14 protein-coding genes are annotated in these 16,410 nt (G+C 72.7%); 4 read left to right on the plus strand and 10 right to left on the minus strand.

Features of this window, described 5'->3' with window-relative positions; all coding sequences use genetic code 11:
* Position 1 precedes the first annotated feature (1 nt).
* On the plus strand, positions 2 to 1,258 hold the full coding sequence (locus Q0283_RS09500) for an FAD-dependent oxidoreductase (protein WP_221243364.1): 1,257 nt from the start codon (positions 2 to 4) through the stop codon (positions 1,256 to 1,258).
* Here the strand turns inward: Q0283_RS09500 and der are convergent.
* The 8 genes from der to Q0283_RS09540 form a co-directional block, all read right to left on the minus strand.
* On the minus strand, positions 1,255 to 2,802 hold the full coding sequence (gene der, locus Q0283_RS09505; protein WP_183526672.1) for a ribosome biogenesis GTPase Der: 1,548 nt from the start codon (positions 2,800 to 2,802) through the stop codon (positions 1,255 to 1,257). The two genes, Q0283_RS09500 and der, sit on opposite strands and share 4 nt — an antisense overlap.
* A complete protein-coding gene (cmk, locus tag Q0283_RS09510; RefSeq protein WP_183526675.1) occupies positions 2,799 to 3,599 on the minus strand; it encodes a (d)CMP kinase in 801 nt (266 codons plus the stop codon). The genes der and cmk overlap by 4 nt, the downstream gene beginning before the upstream one ends.
* The gene (locus tag Q0283_RS09515; RefSeq protein ID WP_183526677.1) at positions 3,600 to 4,748 is read right to left on the minus strand and encodes a prephenate dehydrogenase; all 1,149 of its coding nucleotides are present in this window, start codon (positions 4,746 to 4,748) and stop codon (positions 3,600 to 3,602) included. It abuts the gene before it with no gap.
* Positions 4,748 to 5,809: a pseudouridine synthase gene (locus Q0283_RS09520; protein ID WP_183526679.1), complete on the minus strand. Its 1,062-nt coding sequence runs from the start codon at positions 5,807 to 5,809 to the stop codon at positions 4,748 to 4,750. The genes Q0283_RS09515 and Q0283_RS09520 overlap by 1 nt, the downstream gene beginning before the upstream one ends.
* Before the next feature lie 197 nt (positions 5,810 to 6,006).
* A complete protein-coding gene (gene scpB, locus Q0283_RS09525; RefSeq protein ID WP_183526681.1) occupies positions 6,007 to 6,672 on the minus strand; it encodes an SMC-Scp complex subunit ScpB in 666 nt (221 codons plus the stop codon).
* Positions 6,665 to 7,627, minus strand: a complete 963-nt coding sequence (locus tag Q0283_RS09530) for a ScpA family protein (protein WP_183528428.1) — start codon at positions 7,625 to 7,627, stop codon at positions 6,665 to 6,667. The genes scpB and Q0283_RS09530 overlap by 8 nt, the downstream gene beginning before the upstream one ends.
* Positions 7,628 to 7,644: 17 nt before the next feature.
* Positions 7,645 to 8,502, minus strand: coding sequence for a ParA family protein (locus tag Q0283_RS09535; protein WP_183528430.1), 858 nt, complete (start codon positions 8,500 to 8,502; stop codon positions 7,645 to 7,647).
* Positions 8,503 to 8,795: 293 nt separating this feature from the next.
* The gene (locus Q0283_RS09540; RefSeq protein WP_298044343.1) at positions 8,796 to 10,250 is read right to left on the minus strand and encodes a cation:dicarboxylate symporter family transporter; all 1,455 of its coding nucleotides are present in this window, start codon (positions 10,248 to 10,250) and stop codon (positions 8,796 to 8,798) included.
* A 176-nt stretch (positions 10,251 to 10,426) separates the two neighbouring features.
* Here Q0283_RS09540 and Q0283_RS09545 point away from each other — a divergent pair, with 176 nt between their 5' ends.
* A complete protein-coding gene (locus Q0283_RS09545; protein ID WP_298044344.1) occupies positions 10,427 to 12,148 on the plus strand; it encodes an ATP-binding protein in 1,722 nt (573 codons plus the stop codon).
* Entirely contained in the window at positions 12,141 to 12,854 is a 714-nt protein-coding gene (locus Q0283_RS09550; protein ID WP_183526687.1) for a response regulator, read from the plus strand. The genes Q0283_RS09545 and Q0283_RS09550 overlap by 8 nt, the downstream gene beginning before the upstream one ends.
* Positions 12,855 to 12,870: 16 nt before the next feature.
* Here the strand turns inward: Q0283_RS09550 and Q0283_RS09555 are convergent, their stop codons facing one another.
* A complete protein-coding gene (locus Q0283_RS09555) occupies positions 12,871 to 13,563 on the minus strand; it encodes an alpha/beta fold hydrolase (protein ID WP_221243365.1) in 693 nt (230 codons plus the stop codon).
* 71 nt (positions 13,564 to 13,634) lie between these two features.
* A complete protein-coding gene (locus Q0283_RS09560; protein ID WP_183526689.1) occupies positions 13,635 to 15,572 on the minus strand; it encodes an AMP-binding protein in 1,938 nt (645 codons plus the stop codon).
* 120 nt (positions 15,573 to 15,692) lie between these two features.
* Between Q0283_RS09560 and Q0283_RS09565 the strand changes: the two genes are divergently transcribed.
* The gene (locus Q0283_RS09565; RefSeq protein ID WP_183526691.1) at positions 15,693 to 16,409 is read left to right on the plus strand and encodes a GntR family transcriptional regulator; all 717 of its coding nucleotides are present in this window, start codon (positions 15,693 to 15,695) and stop codon (positions 16,407 to 16,409) included.
* The last annotated feature ends 1 nt before the right edge of the window (position 16,410 follow it).

A 16,410-nucleotide genomic window follows, 5' to 3' on the forward strand; every position in this document is an offset into this window, starting at 1 on the left:
CATGAGCGGCACCTGTGTGGTCGTGGGCGGCGGGCCCGCGGGAATGGTCCTGGGCCTCCTGCTGGCCCGGGCCGGCATCGGGGTGACCGTGCTGGAGAAGCACGGCGACTTCCTCCGGGACTTCCGCGGCGACACCGTGCATCCCAGCACCCTGACCCTGCTCGAGGACCTGGGGCTGTTCGAGGCGTTCGACGCCCTGCCGCAGACCCGGCTGGATGGCGTCGGCTTCCCGGCCCCCGACGGCGGCTCGGTACGTCTGGTGACCCTCGGACGATTGCGGGTGCCCCATCCCTACATCGCGATGGTCCCGCAGTGGGACCTGCTGGACCTGTTGGCCCGGGCGGCCGGCGAGGAACCCACCTTCGCCCTGCGGATGAACACCGAGGCCGTGGACGTGCTGCGCGAGGGCGGTCGCGTCACCGGGGTCCGGTACCGGTCCTCGCAGGGGGCCGGGGAGCTGCGCGCCGACCTCGTCGTCGCCTGCGACGGCCGGGGGTCGGTCCTGCGGCGTGCGGCCGGGCTCCCCGTGCGGGAGTACCCGGTTCCCTTCGACGTGTGGTGGTTCCGGCTGCCCGCCCTCGGGGACCCGAGGACCTCCCTGCTCCCCCGGTTCCGCGCCGGCGCCGCCGTCGTCGCCATCCCGAGGCGGGGGTACTTCCAGGTCGCGTACCTGGGCCGGAAGGGCGGCGACGCCGGGCTGCGCCGCCGGGGCGTCGAGGCACTCCGCCGGGAACTGCACGGCCTGTTGCCCCCGGAGGCCGATGTCCGCGCCCTGACCTCGATGGACCAGGTCAAGCACCTGGACGTGCGGGTGGACCGGCTCCGGCGGTGGCACACCGCCGGCCTGCTGTGCATCGGGGACGCGGCGCACGCGATGTCCCCCGTCGGCGGGGTCGGGATCAACCTGGCCGTGCAGGACGCCGTCGCGACCGCCCGTCTGCTGGCCCCCGCGATCCGGACGGGCCGCGTGGGCCCCCGCGTGCTCGCCCGGGTGCGGCGTCGTCGACTGATGCCGACCGCCCTCATCCAGGCGGTGCAGCGGGTCGCGCACGCCCGGTTCGTCGAACCCGTCCTGGACGGCACGTGGACCGCTCCGTCACCACGGTTCGTCTCCCTGGTCCGCCGGTTCCCCGCGCTGACACTCCTGCCGGCCTACCTGATCGGCGTCGGCCCGTTGCCGGAGCGGGCCCCGGACTGGGCCCGCCGCCCGTCGCGGCCGCGGCCGGTGTCCCCGGCCCGCCGGGTGGCCGCGGACTAGTGCTTGCGGCCGCGCTTCTCGCGGACCCGCATCCCGAGTTCGATCGGGGTCCCCTCGAAGCCGAAGGTCTCCCGCAGCCGGCGGATGATGAACCGCCGGTAGCCCGGGTCCAGGAACCCGGTCGTGAACAGCACGATGCGCGGGGGCCGGGTGGAGGGCTGCGTGGCGAACAGGATCCGGGGCTGCTTGCCGCCGCGCACCGGGTGCGGGTGGGCTGCCACGAGCTCGCCCAGGAAGGCGTTCAGCTTGCCGGTGGGGATGCGCCGGTCCCAGGACTCCAGCGCGGTGTCCAGGGCGGGCACCAACCGGTCCTTGTGCCACCCGGTCTTGGCCGAGAGGTTCACTCGAGGGGCCCAGGCCACGTGGGCCAGGTCCTGCTCGATCTCCCGGTCCAGGTAGAAGCGGCGGTCCTCGTCCATGAGGTCCCACTTGTTGAAGGCCAGCACCAGTGCCCGGCCGGAGTCCACGACGGTCTGCAGGATGCGCACGTCCTGCTCGGACAGCACCTCGGAGGCCTCCAGCAGGACCACGGCCACCTCGGCCTTGTCCAGGGCGGACTGGGTCCGCAGGGAGGCGTAGTAGTCCGCACCGTGGGCCATGTGCTGGCGGCGGCGGATGCCGGCGGTGTCCACGAACCGCCAGAGCCGGCCACCGAGCTCGATCAGCTCGTCCACGGGATCACGGGTGGTGCCGGCGGTGTCGTCCACCACCACGCGGTCGGATCCGGCCAGCTTGTTCAGCAGCGAGGACTTGCCCACGTTGGGCCGTCCCAGCAGGGCCACGCGGCGCGGGCCACCGCGCGGGACGAGCCCGCCGTGGGCGGACTCCTCCGGCAGGACCGCCAGGGCCGCATCCAGCAGGTCACCGGTCCCCCGGCCGTGCACCGCGGAGACGGGGTGGGGCTCGCCGAGGCCGAGGCCCCACAGGGTGGCGGCGTCCGCCTCCTGGGTGATGTCGTCGACCTTGTTGGCCACGAGGATCACCGGCTTCTTCTTGCGCCGCAGCAGCCGGACGACGGCCTCGTCGGTCGAGGTCGCGCCGACGGTCGCGTCCACGACGAACAGCACGGCGTCGGCCACGTCCACGGCCAGCTCGGCCTGCTCGGCCACGCGCTGGTGGATGCCCTTGGCATCGTGCTCCCACCCGCCGGTGTCCACCACGGTGAACACCCGCCCGTTCCACTCGGCCTCGTAGCTGACGCGGTCCCGGGTCACCCCGGGCACGTCCTCCACCACTGCCTCGCGGCGGCCGATGATCCGGTTGACCAGGGTCGACTTGCCCACGTTGGGCCGGCCGACGATGGCCAGCACCGGGGGCACGGGCTCGTCCTCGGGTTCGGCGTCGCCCTCCTCCCAGCCCTGGAGCAGGGCGGCGTCCTCGTCGTCGAGCTCGTAGTCCTGCAGGCCGGCGCGCAGGGCCTCGGCCCGCTGGCGCGCGTCCTCGTCCGAGAGGGCGGCCAGCCGCTCGGCGACGTTGTCCTCGCCGGCGGGCACGTACTCGGCCCCGTCCTGCGGCCCGGTGCCGGTGGTGTTCTCGGTGCTCATGCGCGGTTCCCCTTCGGGGTCGTCGGTGCTGCGGTGTCTGGTGTGGTCACCGGTGCGGCGGTTCCGGCCGCCTCGGTGCCGGGGGCGTGGTGGGCGTCGCCGAAGACGCCCTGGCCGGACTGGCCGGCGATCTCGGCCAGGACGGCCTGCACGGTGGACTCGAGGTCGAGCTCGGAGGAGTCGACGAGACCCACCCCCGCGGCGGGGGTCATGAAGTCCACCACGGTGGAGTCCTTCGCGTCCCGGTCCACCACCTGGGCGGTCAGGTCCTGCCGGCCGACGGTGCCGCCGAGCTGCTCGCCGCGCCGGGCGAGACGGACCTCCGCGGAGGCGGTCAGCAGGATGCGGGCATCGGCGTCCGGGGCCACCACGGTGGTGATGTCCCGTCCCTCGGCCACGATCCGGCGGTGGGAGTCGATCAGCTCGCGCTGACGGGCCACGAGCAGCTCGCGGACGGCCCGGTTGGTGGCCACCACCGAGACGACGGCGGAGATGCCCGGTGCGCGGATGGCCTCGGTGATGTCATGGGTGCCCACCACCACGCGGTCGACGTCAGGGTCCACGGACAGCCCCAGGTCGATGTCCTGGACGGCACTGACGACGGCGTCGTCGTCCTCGAGCACCCCGGCCTCCCGGCAGTGCCAGGCCACGGCGCGGTACATCGCCCCGGTGTCGAGGTAGGCCGCGCCCAGCCGACGTGCGACCTCGCGGGACACGGAGGACTTCCCCGACCCCGAGGGACCGTCCACGGCCACCACGAGGCGACGCGATGCCGCCCCCGTCGTCTCGTCCACCATTCAGACCACCTTCCATCCCCGCGCGGTCAGCGCGTCCGTCAGTTCCTGCCGGCGTCCGGGCAGTACGGAGATCTCCAGCATGCCCACCTGGTACCCGGCCGAGTGGTCCATGCGCAGGTCCTCCACGTTGACGCCGGCGGCGCCGACGTCCTGCAGGACCGCCGAGATCTGGCCCGGGGTGTCGTCCACGATCACGGTGACCACGGCGAAGGCCTGCGGCGGACCGCCGTGCTTGCCCGGGATCCGGGCGTGCCCGGCGTTGCCCTCGGCGATCAGCTGCGCGATGTCCAGTCGTGCACCGGGCGCCGACGGGTCCTCCATCGTGCCGATCAGCCGGTCCAGGTCCTCGCGCACCCCGTAGAGGATCCGCAGGATCTCCGGCGCGTTCGCGGCGAGGATCTGCACCCACAGCTGGGGGTCGGAGGCGGCGATGCGCGTGGTGTCCCGCAGTCCGTTGCCGGCCAGGGCGAGCGAGGCCGCCGGGGTCTCCTGGAGCCGGGAGGACACCAGGGAGGCGGCGATCTGCGGCAGGTGCGAGATCAGCGCCACCGAGGCGTCGTGGTCCTCGGCGCTCATCCGGTGCACGGTGGCGCCCAGGCTGCGGGCGATCTCCTCGGCCGCCGCGACGGCGGACGGGTCGGTCGCCTCGGTCGCGCAGACCACCCAGGGGGCCGCGGTGAACAGCTGGCCGCGGGCCGCCACCGGGCCGGAACGCTCGGAACCGGCCATTGGGTGGGTGCCCACGTAGCGGGCCGCCTGGGCGGGGGCCAGGGTCCCGTCGGCGACGGCGGCCTGCACCTCCGCGGCGATCGCCCCCTTGACCGAGGCGATGTCCAGCACGACGGCCTCCGGGAACCGGCGCAGCGAATCGATCACGACCTGCCCGGTCACGTCCGGGGGCGAGGCCACCACGACGGTGCCCGGCTGCCGGACGTCCGGCGCGTCCGTGGCGCCGTCGGGCCCGGCCGGGAAGGGGTCGCCGGCGCCGATGTCCACGGCCACGGCCTGCGCGGAGGGCGACGGGTCGGCGAGCCAGACCTCGGCGCCCGCGGCACGCAGGCCCAGACCGATCGAGGCGCCCAGCAGTCCGGTGCCCCTGATGAGGACCGGTTCCGTCAGGACCCGGGATGTCAGCAGGGCCCGGGCCATCACAGTCCGACCGAGGCCATCAGGTGGCCCATCTCCTGCCGGCCCATCTGCCGGACCGTGCCCTGTTTCTGGTCGCCGAGGGCGATCGGCCCGAACTTCACGCGCACGAGCCGTTCGACCGGGTAGCCGACCTCCTTGAACATCCGGCGCACGATCCGGTTCTTCCCGGAGTGCAGCACGACCTCCACGAGCACGTGCCCCGGGGTGGAGTCCACCAGCTTGAAGGAGTCCACCTGCGCGAAGCCGTCCTCGAGGTGGATGCCCTCCTTGAGCTGGGCCCCGACGCCCTTGGCCATCGGCCCGGGCACCTGGACGAGATAGGTCTTCGGGACCTCGTAGCGGGGGTGGGTCAGCCGGTTGGCCAGCTCGCCGTCATTGGTCAGCAGCAGCAGCCCCTCGGTCTCGGTGTCGAGCCGGCCGACGTGGAACAGGCGCTCCTGGCCCTTCTTGAGGTAGTCGGAGATGCACGGGCGCCCCTCGGGGTCGTCCATGGTGGAGACCACGCCGCGGGGCTTGTTGAAGGCGAAGTAGCGCAGGGTGGTGTCCAGCTGCAGGCGGATGCCGTCCACGTGGATGACCGAGGTCTCGGGATCCACGCGGACACCGGTCTCGGTCACGACCTTGCCGTCCACCTCGACCCGTCCCTCGGCGATCAGGTCCTCGCAGACGCGCCGGGAGGCCACGCCGGCGGAGGCCATCAGCTTCTGGAGGCGCACCCCGGACGGGTCGTGGACCTCGGAGAAATTCTGCTCGCGCCGAGCGCGGTTCGGACGCTGCGGCTTGCGCGCGGCGCCCAGGTTGCGGTCGTATCCATCCCGCGAGTCGTCGCGGAACGGCCCGCCCTTCTGGCCCGGTTGCGGGGTGCGGCCACCGCCGCCGGCAGGGCCGCCGCGGGCAGCCCCCTTGCCGGAGTGCCCCTTGCCGGCCGATGCGCCGTAGCCTTTGCCGGGCTTACCGGTCTTGCCGGGCCTTCCGGGACGCGATGCGCCCTGGCCGCGGCGGCCGCCGGAGCCCTGGGGTCCGCCGGAGGAGTTCTGGTGTCCGGGGGTACGTGGAGTCATGATGTCCTTTCAGTGCCTCACGGCATGTGCAGGGGTCGGAGTGGGTGGGGATCACGGGACCTCGGGTCACCGGTCACGGCACCACGACCGTGCCCCACCGAACACTCCATCATAGTCCAGCCCTTCCCGCGCAAGGTCACGCGGGCGCGGTGATCTTGCGCACTGCCGAGGGCCCACCGGGTGGACGCGGCCGTGCTTCAGCCGCGGAAGCCCTCGTCCTGCTCGGCGAGGGCCGCGAGGTCGTCCAGGCCGGGCAGGTGCTCGGAGAGCCTGGGCAGCTCGTCGAGGCTTCCCACCCCGAGGGTCTCCAGCAGGTATCCGGTGGTCCGGTACAGCACCGCTCCGGTGTGGGGATCCGTTCCCGCCTCGGCCACCAGTCCCCGGCTGACCAGGGTGCGCATCACGGAGTCCGAGTTCACGCCGCGGATGCCGGCCACGCGGGACCGCGTCACCGGCTGGAGGTAGGCCACCACGGCCAGGGTCTCCAGGGCCGCCTGCGTGAGCCGGGCGGTCTGGCCCTCGACGACGAACCGCTCGACGACGTCGGCGAGGGCGGGCCGGGAGTAGATGCGCCAACCGCCGGCCAGCTCGCGCAATTCGAAACCGCGCCGGGGCCCGCCGGAGCGTCCGTCGTAGTCGTCCGCCAGGGCCGACAGGGTCGCGGCGACCCTCGCGGGCTCCGCGTCGGTCGCCTGGACCAGCTGTGCCACGGTCACCGGCTCGTCCACCACCATCAGCACGGCCTCGAGCTGCTCGCGCAGGTCCGCCGGGTCGTCACCGGCCGGGTGGGTGGGCAGGTGCGGCCCGGGCCCCTCCCGCTCGGCCGGGGGCGCCGGCGCGGGCCGTGGTCCCGGTTCACTCATGCGTCGTCTCCTCGTCCAGGTTCTCGTCGTGCTCCTCGTCCCACCCGGCGCCGGGATCCGCCAGCACGTCCGGGGCATCCGGGTCCCACACCACCACCAGCTCCCCCAGCGGCGTGTCCTGGTGGAACGTCACGGCCCGGTCCCGGTACATCTCCAACAGGGCCAGGAAGCGGGCCACCACCACCAGGGTGGTGCCGGCGTCGTGGACGATTTCACGGAAGGTGAGCCGGCCGGACGCCCGCAACCGGGCCGCCAGGATGCCGCTCTGCTCGCGCACCGAGACGGGCGGGGCGTGCAGGTGGCCGAGCCCGACGGCGTCGGGTTCGGCCGGGGTGCGGGAGAGGACCTGCTCTGCCAGCGCACCGAACTGCTCCGGGCTCACCGTCCACACCAGCGGGGGCAGGACGGAGGCGAACCGCGGGTCCAGCGTCGTCTGGCGTGGGAAGCGCCGGGACTCGGACTCCATGCGGCTGCGCATCAGGGCGGAGACGTCCCGGAACGCCTTGTACTGCAGTAGCCGGGCGAACAGCAGGTCGCGCGCCTCCAGCAGGGCCACGTCCTCCTCGGCGTCCGTGGTGCCGGCCGGCAGCAACCGGGCCGTCTTCAGGTCCAGCAACGTGGACGCCACCACGAGGAAGGCGCTGGACTCGTCCAGCGCCGCCAGGTCCGGGCGGCCGCGCTCGTCCTCGTCCCGTCCCCCGGGCTGCTGCCGCAGGGTGCCGATGTAGGCGATGAACTCGTCCGTGACCTCAGCCAGGGCGACCTCGGTGATGTCCATCCGGCGCCGGGCGATCAGGGAGAGCAGGAGGTCGAACGGGCCGGAGAAGTTCCGCAGGGTGACCGAGAAGCCGGACGGCGTCCCGTCCAGGCCGGCCTCGTCCAGGGCCGCCCGGGACGGGTCGGCCACGCCGGGGCCACCGTCGTCCGCGGCGAGACCGGCCATTCCGCCGGTCACCGCCGCGGACACTGGGCTCACGGCGCTCCGCCGCGCCAGATCAGCTCGCGGGCCAGTGTGCGGTAGGCCTTGGCACCCTCGTGCTTCTGGGCGAAGGCGGTGATCGGCTCGGCGGCGACGGTGGCGTCGGCGAACTTGATGGAGCGCTTGATCACGGTCTCGAAGACCCGGTCCCCGAAGGCCTCGACCAACCGGCCCACGACCTCCTTGGAGTGCAGGGTACGGGCGTCGAACATCGTGGCCAGCACGCCGTCGACCTGCAGGTCCGGGTTGATCCGGTCCTGGATCTTCTCGATGGTCTCCACCAGCAGGGCCACCGCGCGCAGGGCGAAGAACTCGGCCGTCAGCGGGATGATCACCCCGTGCGAGGCGGTCAGCGCGTTCACGGTGAGCAGCCCCAGGGACGGCTGGCAGTCGATGAGGATGACGTCGTAGTCGTCACGGACCTGGCGCAGGGACCGCTCGAGCACCTGCTCGCGGGCCACCTCGTTGACGAGCTGGACCTCCGCGGCGGAGAGGTCGATGTTGGCGGGCAAGAGGTCGATGTTCTCGAACTCGGTCTCCACGAGCGCGTCCCGCGCGGTGACGCTGCGCTCCATCATGACGTTGTAGATGGTCGTGTCCAGCTCGTGCGGGCTGACCCCGAGACCGGCGGACAGGGCGCCCTGGGGATCGAAGTCGACCATGAGGACCTTGCGGCCGTACCCGGCGAGCGCGGCGCCGAGGTTGATGGTGGAGGTGGTCTTGCCCACCCCGCCCTTCTGGTTGACCATCGAGATGATCCGGGCGGGGCCGTGCGAGGTCAGGGGGGCGGGCTCCGGGAACTCGTGCTTGGGCCGTCCCGTGGGCCCGATCACCGGATCCCCGGTGACCATGAGCACTGGCGTGGGCTCTTGCTGGTTCACGATGCTGCCGACTCCTGCCATCTGTCCGTCTGTCCGCCGTTCTGTGAGGTGCCTTCGCTGGATAACGCCGGCTGCTGCGGCATGGGTACACCCTAGTCCGGATCTCGGCCGGCCCGGAGAATTCACGCGGACCCGCGGCGAGCCTTGACGTTCAACCGCAGGGTGAAGGTGTATACGCCGGTCGGTTCCCGCCCACGTCGGCGGCCGGGCCCCGTGCAGGGGCCCGGCCGCGGTCGTGGGGTCCGTGGGACCCGGTCGGCGGACTACCGGCGGCTGCCGGCGGTGTCCAGGTCGCGGGTGACGTTCAGGCTGGACTCCGGGTGCCCCTCCACCGCCTGCTCGGCGATGGTCGGCGACTCGTACGGGTCGAAGCCGCGCCCCCGGGACTCCGCGTCGGCCTCCGTGGCCGGTGCGGCCTCGGCCGCGCCGTGTCCGGCCACCAGGGCCTCGTCGAACGCCAGCCGGCCGGAGAGCACCTGCCGTGCGCGGTCGGCGTCGAACTCACCGACCCACTTGCCGATCAGCATCGTCGCCACGGCGTTGCCGGTGAAGTTGGTCAGGGCCCGGGCCTCGGACATGAACTTGTCGATGCCCACGATCACGCCCATCCCGCCCAGCAGCGCCGGGCTGTGGGACTGCAGGCCGGCGGCCAGGGTGGCCAGGCCGGCGCCGGTCACGCCGGCGGCACCCTTGGAGGCGATGATCATGAAGACCAGCAGGCCGATCTGCTCGCCCAGGTTCATCTCCAGGCCCATGGCGTTGGAGACGAACAGGGCGGCCATGGTCAGGTAGATGGCGGTGCCGTCGAGGTTGAACGAGTACCCGGTCGGGACGGTCACCCCGACCACGGGCTTGGACACCCCGGCGTACTCCATCTTGGCGATCAGCCGCGGCAGGGCCGACTCGGAGGAGGAGGTGGCGAAGATCAGCAGGTACTCCCGTCCCAGGTACTTCATCAGGGAGAAGATGCTCATCCCGGTGACGATCTTCAGCAGGGTGCCGAGCACCAGGACGATGAACAGGATGCAGGTGGCGTAGAACGCACCCATCAGAAGCGCCATGGCCCCGATGGCGGACCAGCCGGTGGAGCCGACGACGGCGGCGATGGCACCGAAGGCGCCGATGGGGGCGACCCACATGATCATCATCAGGATCCGGAACACCACGCCCTGGACGAGGGAGAGGATGTTCAGCAGCGGCTTGCCTGCCTCGCCCATCTTCTGCAGGGCGAACCCGACGAGCAGGGCCACGAACAGGACCGGCAGCACCGGGACGGAGTCCGGGATGATCTCCAGCACGAACGCGACGGTCGGGTCGAGTTCGGCCTTGGCGGCCGGGTCGTAGGGGGTCAGCGCGAGACCCTCACCCGGGTGGATGAGGTTGCCCACGACCAGGCCGAGGCCCAGGGCGAAGGTGGACATGATGACGAAGTACAGCAGGGCCATGCCACCGACCTTGCCGACGGTGGCGGCCTTGGCGATGGAGCCGATGCCCAGCACGATGGTGCAGAAGATGACCGGGCCGATCATCATCTTGATCAGGGAGACGAAGCCGTCGCCGAGGGGCTTGAGGGACTTGCCGAACTCCGGGAACAGCAGGCCCACGGCGGCTCCCAGGACCACCGAGGCGATCACGGAGATGTAGAGCCAGTGGGTCCGGTCCTTGGTCTTCTTCGCCACGGAGCGCTCTGCGCGCGGGGCGGTGGTGGTCTCTGCCATGGTGGTCCTTGCTGCGATGGTGGATCGGGGTGTGATGATGGGGGCGGACGCCGGCGATGCCGGGGTGTGGCGCCACCGGGACTGCGGTCAGTGATGATCCTCGCCCCGTACTGTGGGGATCGTCACGGTTGCGGTCATAAAGTTCATGACGCCGCTCACAGATCCGGGAGGTGATCATGCGCCGGTGGAGCATCGCCCGGCGGCTCGCCGTGGCCCAGCTGGCGGGGCTGGTCGTCATCGCGGTCCTCGCGATCGGTGTGAGCTACCTGCAGACCCGGCAGACCTTCTACGCCCTGGAGCGTGAGCACGTGGTGGCCACCGCACAGCTGATCGCGGACGAGGGCACGGTCCGTGAGGGCTTCGCCGCGGCGGACCCCTCGGCGGCCCTGCAGCCCCTGACCCTGGAGCTGCCCGGCCCGGCCGACGTGGACTGGGTGACGTTCTTCGGCACGGACGCCACGCGCGTGGCCCACCGGAATCCGGCTCTGCAGGGCACGCACTTCCCCGGGGACCTCTCGCAGGTCCGGGCTGGAAGGGTCAGCGTGGACACCGTCGCGACGGGCCCGGCCGGCCTGTCGTTGCGTGCCCTGGCCCCGGTCCTGTCCGCGGACGACGAGACGGTCATCGGGGTCGTCGGCGTCGGCCAGCGTGTTCCGGAGCTGGACATCGCCGTGTCCGCCCAGATTCCCCGGATCCTGGTGATCACCGGGGTGCTGGCCGCGCTGGCGCTGTCCGGATCGGCGATCCTGGGCCGCTACATCTCCCGGACCACCCACGGGCTGGGTCCCGAGGAGCTGGCCGCACGCTTCGCGGTGCTGGACACGGCACTGCACAACGTCTCGGAGGGCATGGTCCTGATCTCGCCGACGAGGCACCTGACGCTGTACAACGACCGCGCCGCCGAGCTGCTGGACCTGCCCCCGTCCCGGGAGGCCGGGGTGATCGGCGATCGACCGCTGCACGTGAGGGAGCTCGGCCTGCCTGCGCCGCTCGCCGACCTGCTGGGCGCGGGACGGCAGGCCCGGGACGAGCTCTATGCGGTGGGCGAGCGGATCCTCGTGGTGAACCAGCGGCCCGCCCGCCCGGGGACCACGCCGACGGCACGGCCCTGGACCCGGTCGCGGCGGCGGTCGTCCGAGATCCCGGCGCCGGGCCCGGGAACGGTGGTCACGCTGTACGACCGCACCGAGGTCCAGGAGATGAACCGGGAGCTGGAGACCACCCGGTCCCTCACCGACGCCCTGCGCTCGCAGACCCACGAGCACGCCAACCGGCTGCACACCCTCTACTCCCTGCTCGAGCTGGGCCGCCCCGAGCAGGCCCGCGAGCTGATCGAGCAGTCCCTGGACGCCCGGGGCACCGGCGCGGACCTCGCCACGACCGCGGAGGCCGAGCCCGCGCTGGACGCGCTGTTGATCGCCAAGGCCTCCCAGGCCCGCGAGCGCGGGGTCACGATGGACCACCGCAACGAGGTCGACTCCCCCACCGGCGTCCCGGCCCAGGACCTGGTCACCCTCATGGGCAACCTGCTGGACAACGCGATCGACGCGGCCGCCGACCCGGCCCGGGACCCGGAGGATCGCTGGGTGGACGCCGAGGCGCGCCTCGAGGGGCGCTGGCTGGTCCTCCAGGTGGCCGACGGTGGGCCGGGACCCTCTGCGGAGGACCGTGAGCGGATCTTCGAGCTGGGCTGGTCCACGAAACCGGCCGGGCCCGCCGGCCGTGGGGTGGGACTGGCCCTGGTCCGCCAGACGGCCCGACGGCTGGGCGGGACCGTGGACCTGGCCCAGGACTCCGGGACCGTGTTCACCGTCGAGCTGCCCCTGGGTGCCGCGGACCGGGGCCTGCCGGACCCGGTGGACGCAGGGCACCCGGAGAGGATCGACGGGCATGCGTGACTACCGGGTGCTGATCCTCGAGGACGAGCAGGTCACGGCCGAGACCTACGTGGAGTACCTGGCCCGCACCGGCGGCTTCGAGGTGGTCCATGTCTCGCCCACCGCCCGGGACGCGCTGGGCTTCCTGGCCGAGCAGATGCGCCGGGGCGGTTCCTTCGGCGTCGACGTGGTCCTGCTGGACATGAACCTGCCGGACGGCCACGGGCTCGACGTGCTGCGGCAGATGCGCTCGGCCGGCTTCACCGGCGGGGTGCTGGCGCTGACCGCCTCGACGGAACTGCACACCATCCGCCGGGCGGTGGCCCTGGGCGTGGTGCAGTACCTGGTCAAGCCGTTCGGCTACCAGCAGTTCGCGGAGCGGATGCGCGCGTTCCGCGAGCTGGCGGCCGAGTTCGCCGGCACCGGCACCGCACCGGGCCAGGACGCGGTGGACCGGGCCTTCCCGCGCTCCCGGCCCGCCGGTCCCCCGGAACTGCCCAAGGGGCTGACGGAGCGGACCCTGGACACCGTCGTCGCGCTGCTGCGGGGCGCCGCCGCGGACGCGCTGAGCGCGGGCGAGGTGGGCCACGCCGTCGGGACGTCCCGGGTCACCGCGCGACGGTACCTGGAGCACCTCTACCGGGTGGGCATGGTGGAGCGGTCCCCGCGATACGGCACGCCGGGCCGGCCGGAGAACGAGTACCGCTGGACGGGGCCGGCGGGCTGAGCCTGCCCCGGTCCGCTCACCCGGCGGCGTCCGCGATCAGACCGGCCAGTTCCCGGGGTCGGGACCACATCGGCCAGTGCCCGGTCGGCAGGTCCACGTAGCGCAGGTTGCGGTAGTACGGCAGGGCGGCCAGGAAGGGGACGCCCTGTCCGGCGTAGGAGCGGTACTCCTCGCCGCTGTACTCCGTGCAGACCACGGTGGAGGCCACGTCGTGGCGCCGGTCGTCCGAGAGCCGGACGGCAGTGGTCAGCACGGTCGCCGCCTCCGGGACGGCGCGCTCGCGGAAGGTCTGCAGTTGCCGGTCCGTCAGGTCGCGCAGCGCGCCACCCTCCAGTTCCCTCGCCCACGCGTCCTCCAACCGGTACCACTCGGCCGTGAGACCGGGGTCCATGGCGTACCCGTCGGGCACCGGGGCGGTGTCGACCCACACGGCGTGGTCCACCAGTCCGGGGTGCTGGTCGATCACCAGGGTCCCGGCGATGGCCGCCCCGCTGTGCACCACGAGCACGCGGCGTCCGGTCGTGCGGTCCAGGGCCGCCAGGATCGCGTCGGCCTGGTCCTGCGGCCCGTCGGCCCTGGTCCCGCGCCCGGGCAGGGTCGGGGTCGCCACCGCGAGGCCCCGTCCGTCCAGGTCCGCCCGGACCTCGTCCCACGCCCAGCCGCCCAGCCAGAACCCCGGCACCAGCACGATCTGCGGCGGACTCGTCATGGGCGCAGTCTGGCACGGCCCCGGCCCCGGCGCCACGGTGGGGGCACGCGCGCGGACTCCGGACGTCCCGGTCAGGCGCGCAGCTGGTCCGCGATCCGGTCCAGCACGGAACGGTCCTCGATCGTGGAGGGCACCACGTAGTCCTCCCCGTCCGCGATCTGGCGCATCGTCTTGCGCAGGATCTTGCCGGAACGGGTCTTCGGCAGGGCCTCCACGACGGTGACCTGGCGGAAGTCGGCGACCGCGCCGATGGTCCCCCGCACCGTGGACCGCAGCTCCGCCAGCAATTCCTCGGGGTCCTCGGGCACCTCGACCCCGGACTTCAGCACCACGTATCCCGCGGCCCGCTGGCCCTTGAGCGGGTCGGCCAGGCCGATCACCGCGCATTCGGCCACCGCCGGATGGGCGGCGAGCGCCTGCTCCAGCGCCCCCGTGGACAACCGGTGACCGGCCACGTTGATGACGTCGTCGGTGCGGCCCATCACGAACAGGTAGCCGTCCTCGTCGATGAGGCCGGAGTCCCCCGTCGCGTAGTACCCGGGGAAGGCGCTGAGATAGGAGTCTATGAAGCGCTGGTCGTTGCCCCACAGGGTGGCCAGCGTGCCCGGGGGCAGCGGCAGGCGCAGGCAGATGTTGCCCTCGGTCCCGGCCGGCACCGGTTCGCCCGCACCGTCCAGGACCTCCACGGCGTATCCCGGCGAGGGCCGGGTGCAGGAACCGATCTTCACGGGCAGTTCCTGCAGTCCGACCGGGTTCGCCCCGATCGGCCACCCGGTCTCGGTCTGCCACCAGTTGTCGATGACGGGGACCCCCAGCAGGTCCCCGATCCAGCGCTGGGTCTCCGGGTCCAGCCGCTCCCCGGCGGCGAACAGGACCTTCAGCCCGGACAGGTCGTGGTCGGCGGCCAGGGCTCCCTCCGGGTCCACCTTGCGGATGGCGCGCAGCGCGGTGGGGGCGGTGAACAGCGAGCGCACGCCGTGCTGCGCGGCCACCCGCCAGAAGGCACCCGCGTCCGGGGTGCCCACCGGCTTGCCCTCGTAGAGCACCGAGGTGGCCCCCACGAGCAGGGGGGCGTAGACGATGTAGGAGTGCCCGACGACCCAGCCGACGTCGGAGGCGGTGAACATCACCTGGCCGGGGCCGACGTCGTAGATGTTGGCCATGGTCCAGGCCAGGGCGACCGCGTGCCCGCCGTGGTCCCGCACCACGCCCTTCGGCGAACCGGTGGTGCCCGAGGTGTACAGGACGTACAGCGGATCCGTGGCGGCGACCTCCACCGGCCCGGCGGGCAGCGCGGTGGACACCGCCTCGTCCCAGTCCACCCAGCGGGTGCCCGCGGTCCCGGACGCGACGTCGGCCGGGTCCGTGGCGAATCCGTCCCGGCGCCGCGCGACGACGGCGTCCACCCGGTGGCCGGCCAGGGACAGGGCCTCGGCGACGGCCGGCAGGTACTCGACCCTGCGGCTGGGCTCGATGCCGCCGGAGGAGGTGACGATGACCTTTGGCCGGGCGTCGTCGATGCGGGTGGCCAGTTCCTTGGGCGCGAAGCCGCCGAACACCACGGAGTGCACCGCTCCGAGCCGGGCACACGCCAGCATGGCGACCGGGGCCTCGGGCGTCATCGGCAGGTAGATCACCACCCGGTCCCCCCGGCCGACGCCCAGCTGCCGCAGCACGCCGGCGAAGGTGGCCACCCGGTCGGTGAGCTCGGCGTAGCTGATGTGCTCCACGGTGCCGAGCACCGCGGAATCGTAGATGATGGCGGTCCGGTCCCCGTGGCCGGCGGCCACGTGCCGGTCCAGGCAGTTCGCCGCGGTGTTGAGGGTGCCGTCCGGGAACCATCGGTACATCGGGGCCGCGGCGCCGTCCAGCGCCCGGGTGGGGGGACGGGTCCAGTCGATGGCGCGGGCGGCCTCGAGCCAGAAGCCCTCGGGATCGTCGATGGATCGTCGGTAGACCTCGGCGTAGTCGTGGTCCGGCCCGGTGGTGGCGTGCGCTGCTGGGGTCATGGGCACAAGATATGGCCCGGGTCACGCCCCCGTCTAGGGTCTGTATACGCAAAATTCCGGATACGGGGAATTTCCGGGCGAAGATGCCCTGGATGGACTTCTTGTGTATACACTGACCCTGTGCGAGCCAGTGAACGTGCGTACCAGGCCTTGCGGCAGGACATCATCGATGGACACCTGCCGCCCGGGGCCGTGCTCGGCGAGGTCGAGCAGTCCGAACGCCTCGGGCTCTCCCGCACGCCCCTGCGCGAGGCCATCGGACGGCTGGTGGCCGAGGGACTGGCAGAGCCCTCCACCGGCCGCGGTGTCGTCGTCACGAAGGTCTCGCTCGCGGAGGCCGGCCTGCTCTTCGACCTCAGGACCGCCCTCGAGGGCCTGGCCGCCCGCCGCGCGGCGGAGCATGCCGACGCCGCGCTCTTCGTGGACCTGGCCGATCGCTTCGAGGCGGCGACGGAACCGTTGCGCGGCGGGGCCGACCCCACGGAGTACTACGCCCTCACCGAGGAACTCGACGCCGCCGTCGACGACGCCTGCGCCAACCCCTACCTGGCGCAGCACCTGCGCGGCCTGCGGGTGCACCTGACGCGCCTGCGCCGGTTCTCCCGCAAGGACCCCGCGCGGCTGGCCGCCTCCGCCACGGAGCACGCCGCGATCGCCCACGCCCTGGCCGCACGCAACCCGGAACTGGCCGCGGCCACCACCACCATGCACCTGCAGCACGCACTGGCCCACCTGCAGTCACACCAGGAGGGCGCCGGACCGGCGCGCTCGGACCCCCGGCCCGGCACCCCGCCGGGACACGAGACCCAGCACGACCATGACACCGTCACGACCTGAG

This window comes from uncultured Citricoccus sp., assembly GCF_937871995.1.
GTDB lineage: Bacteria > Actinomycetota > Actinomycetes > Actinomycetales > Micrococcaceae > Citricoccus.

What these genes read in the sequence shown, in the direction of transcription:
- Q0283_RS09500 (WP_221243364.1), top strand. Translation starts at nt 2, where the DNA reads ATGAGCGGCACCTGTGTGGTCGTGGGCGGCGGGCCCGCGGGAATGGTC.
- der (WP_183526672.1), bottom strand. Translation starts at nt 2,802, where the DNA reads ATGAGCACCGAGAACACCACCGGCACCGGGCCGCAGGACGGGGCCGAG.
- cmk (WP_183526675.1), bottom strand. Translation starts at nt 3,599, where the DNA reads ATGGTGGACGAGACGACGGGGGCGGCATCGCGTCGCCTCGTGGTGGCC.
- Q0283_RS09515 (WP_183526677.1), bottom strand. Translation starts at nt 4,748, where the DNA reads ATGGCCCGGGCCCTGCTGACATCCCGGGTCCTGACGGAACCGGTCCTC.
- Q0283_RS09520 (WP_183526679.1), bottom strand. Translation starts at nt 5,809, where the DNA reads ATGACTCCACGTACCCCCGGACACCAGAACTCCTCCGGCGGACCCCAG.
- scpB (WP_183526681.1), bottom strand. Translation starts at nt 6,672, where the DNA reads ATGAGTGAACCGGGACCACGGCCCGCGCCGGCGCCCCCGGCCGAGCGG.
- Q0283_RS09535 (WP_183528430.1), bottom strand. Translation starts at nt 8,502, where the DNA reads ATGGTCACCGGGGATCCGGTGATCGGGCCCACGGGACGGCCCAAGCAC.
- Q0283_RS09540 (WP_298044343.1), bottom strand. Translation starts at nt 10,250, where the DNA reads ATGGCAGAGACCACCACCGCCCCGCGCGCAGAGCGCTCCGTGGCGAAG.
- Q0283_RS09545 (WP_298044344.1), top strand. Translation starts at nt 10,427, where the DNA reads ATGCGCCGGTGGAGCATCGCCCGGCGGCTCGCCGTGGCCCAGCTGGCG.
- Q0283_RS09550 (WP_183526687.1), top strand. Translation starts at nt 12,141, where the DNA reads ATGCGTGACTACCGGGTGCTGATCCTCGAGGACGAGCAGGTCACGGCC.
- Q0283_RS09555 (WP_221243365.1), bottom strand. Translation starts at nt 13,563, where the DNA reads ATGACGAGTCCGCCGCAGATCGTGCTGGTGCCGGGGTTCTGGCTGGGC.
- Q0283_RS09560 (WP_183526689.1), bottom strand. Translation starts at nt 15,572, where the DNA reads ATGACCCCAGCAGCGCACGCCACCACCGGGCCGGACCACGACTACGCC.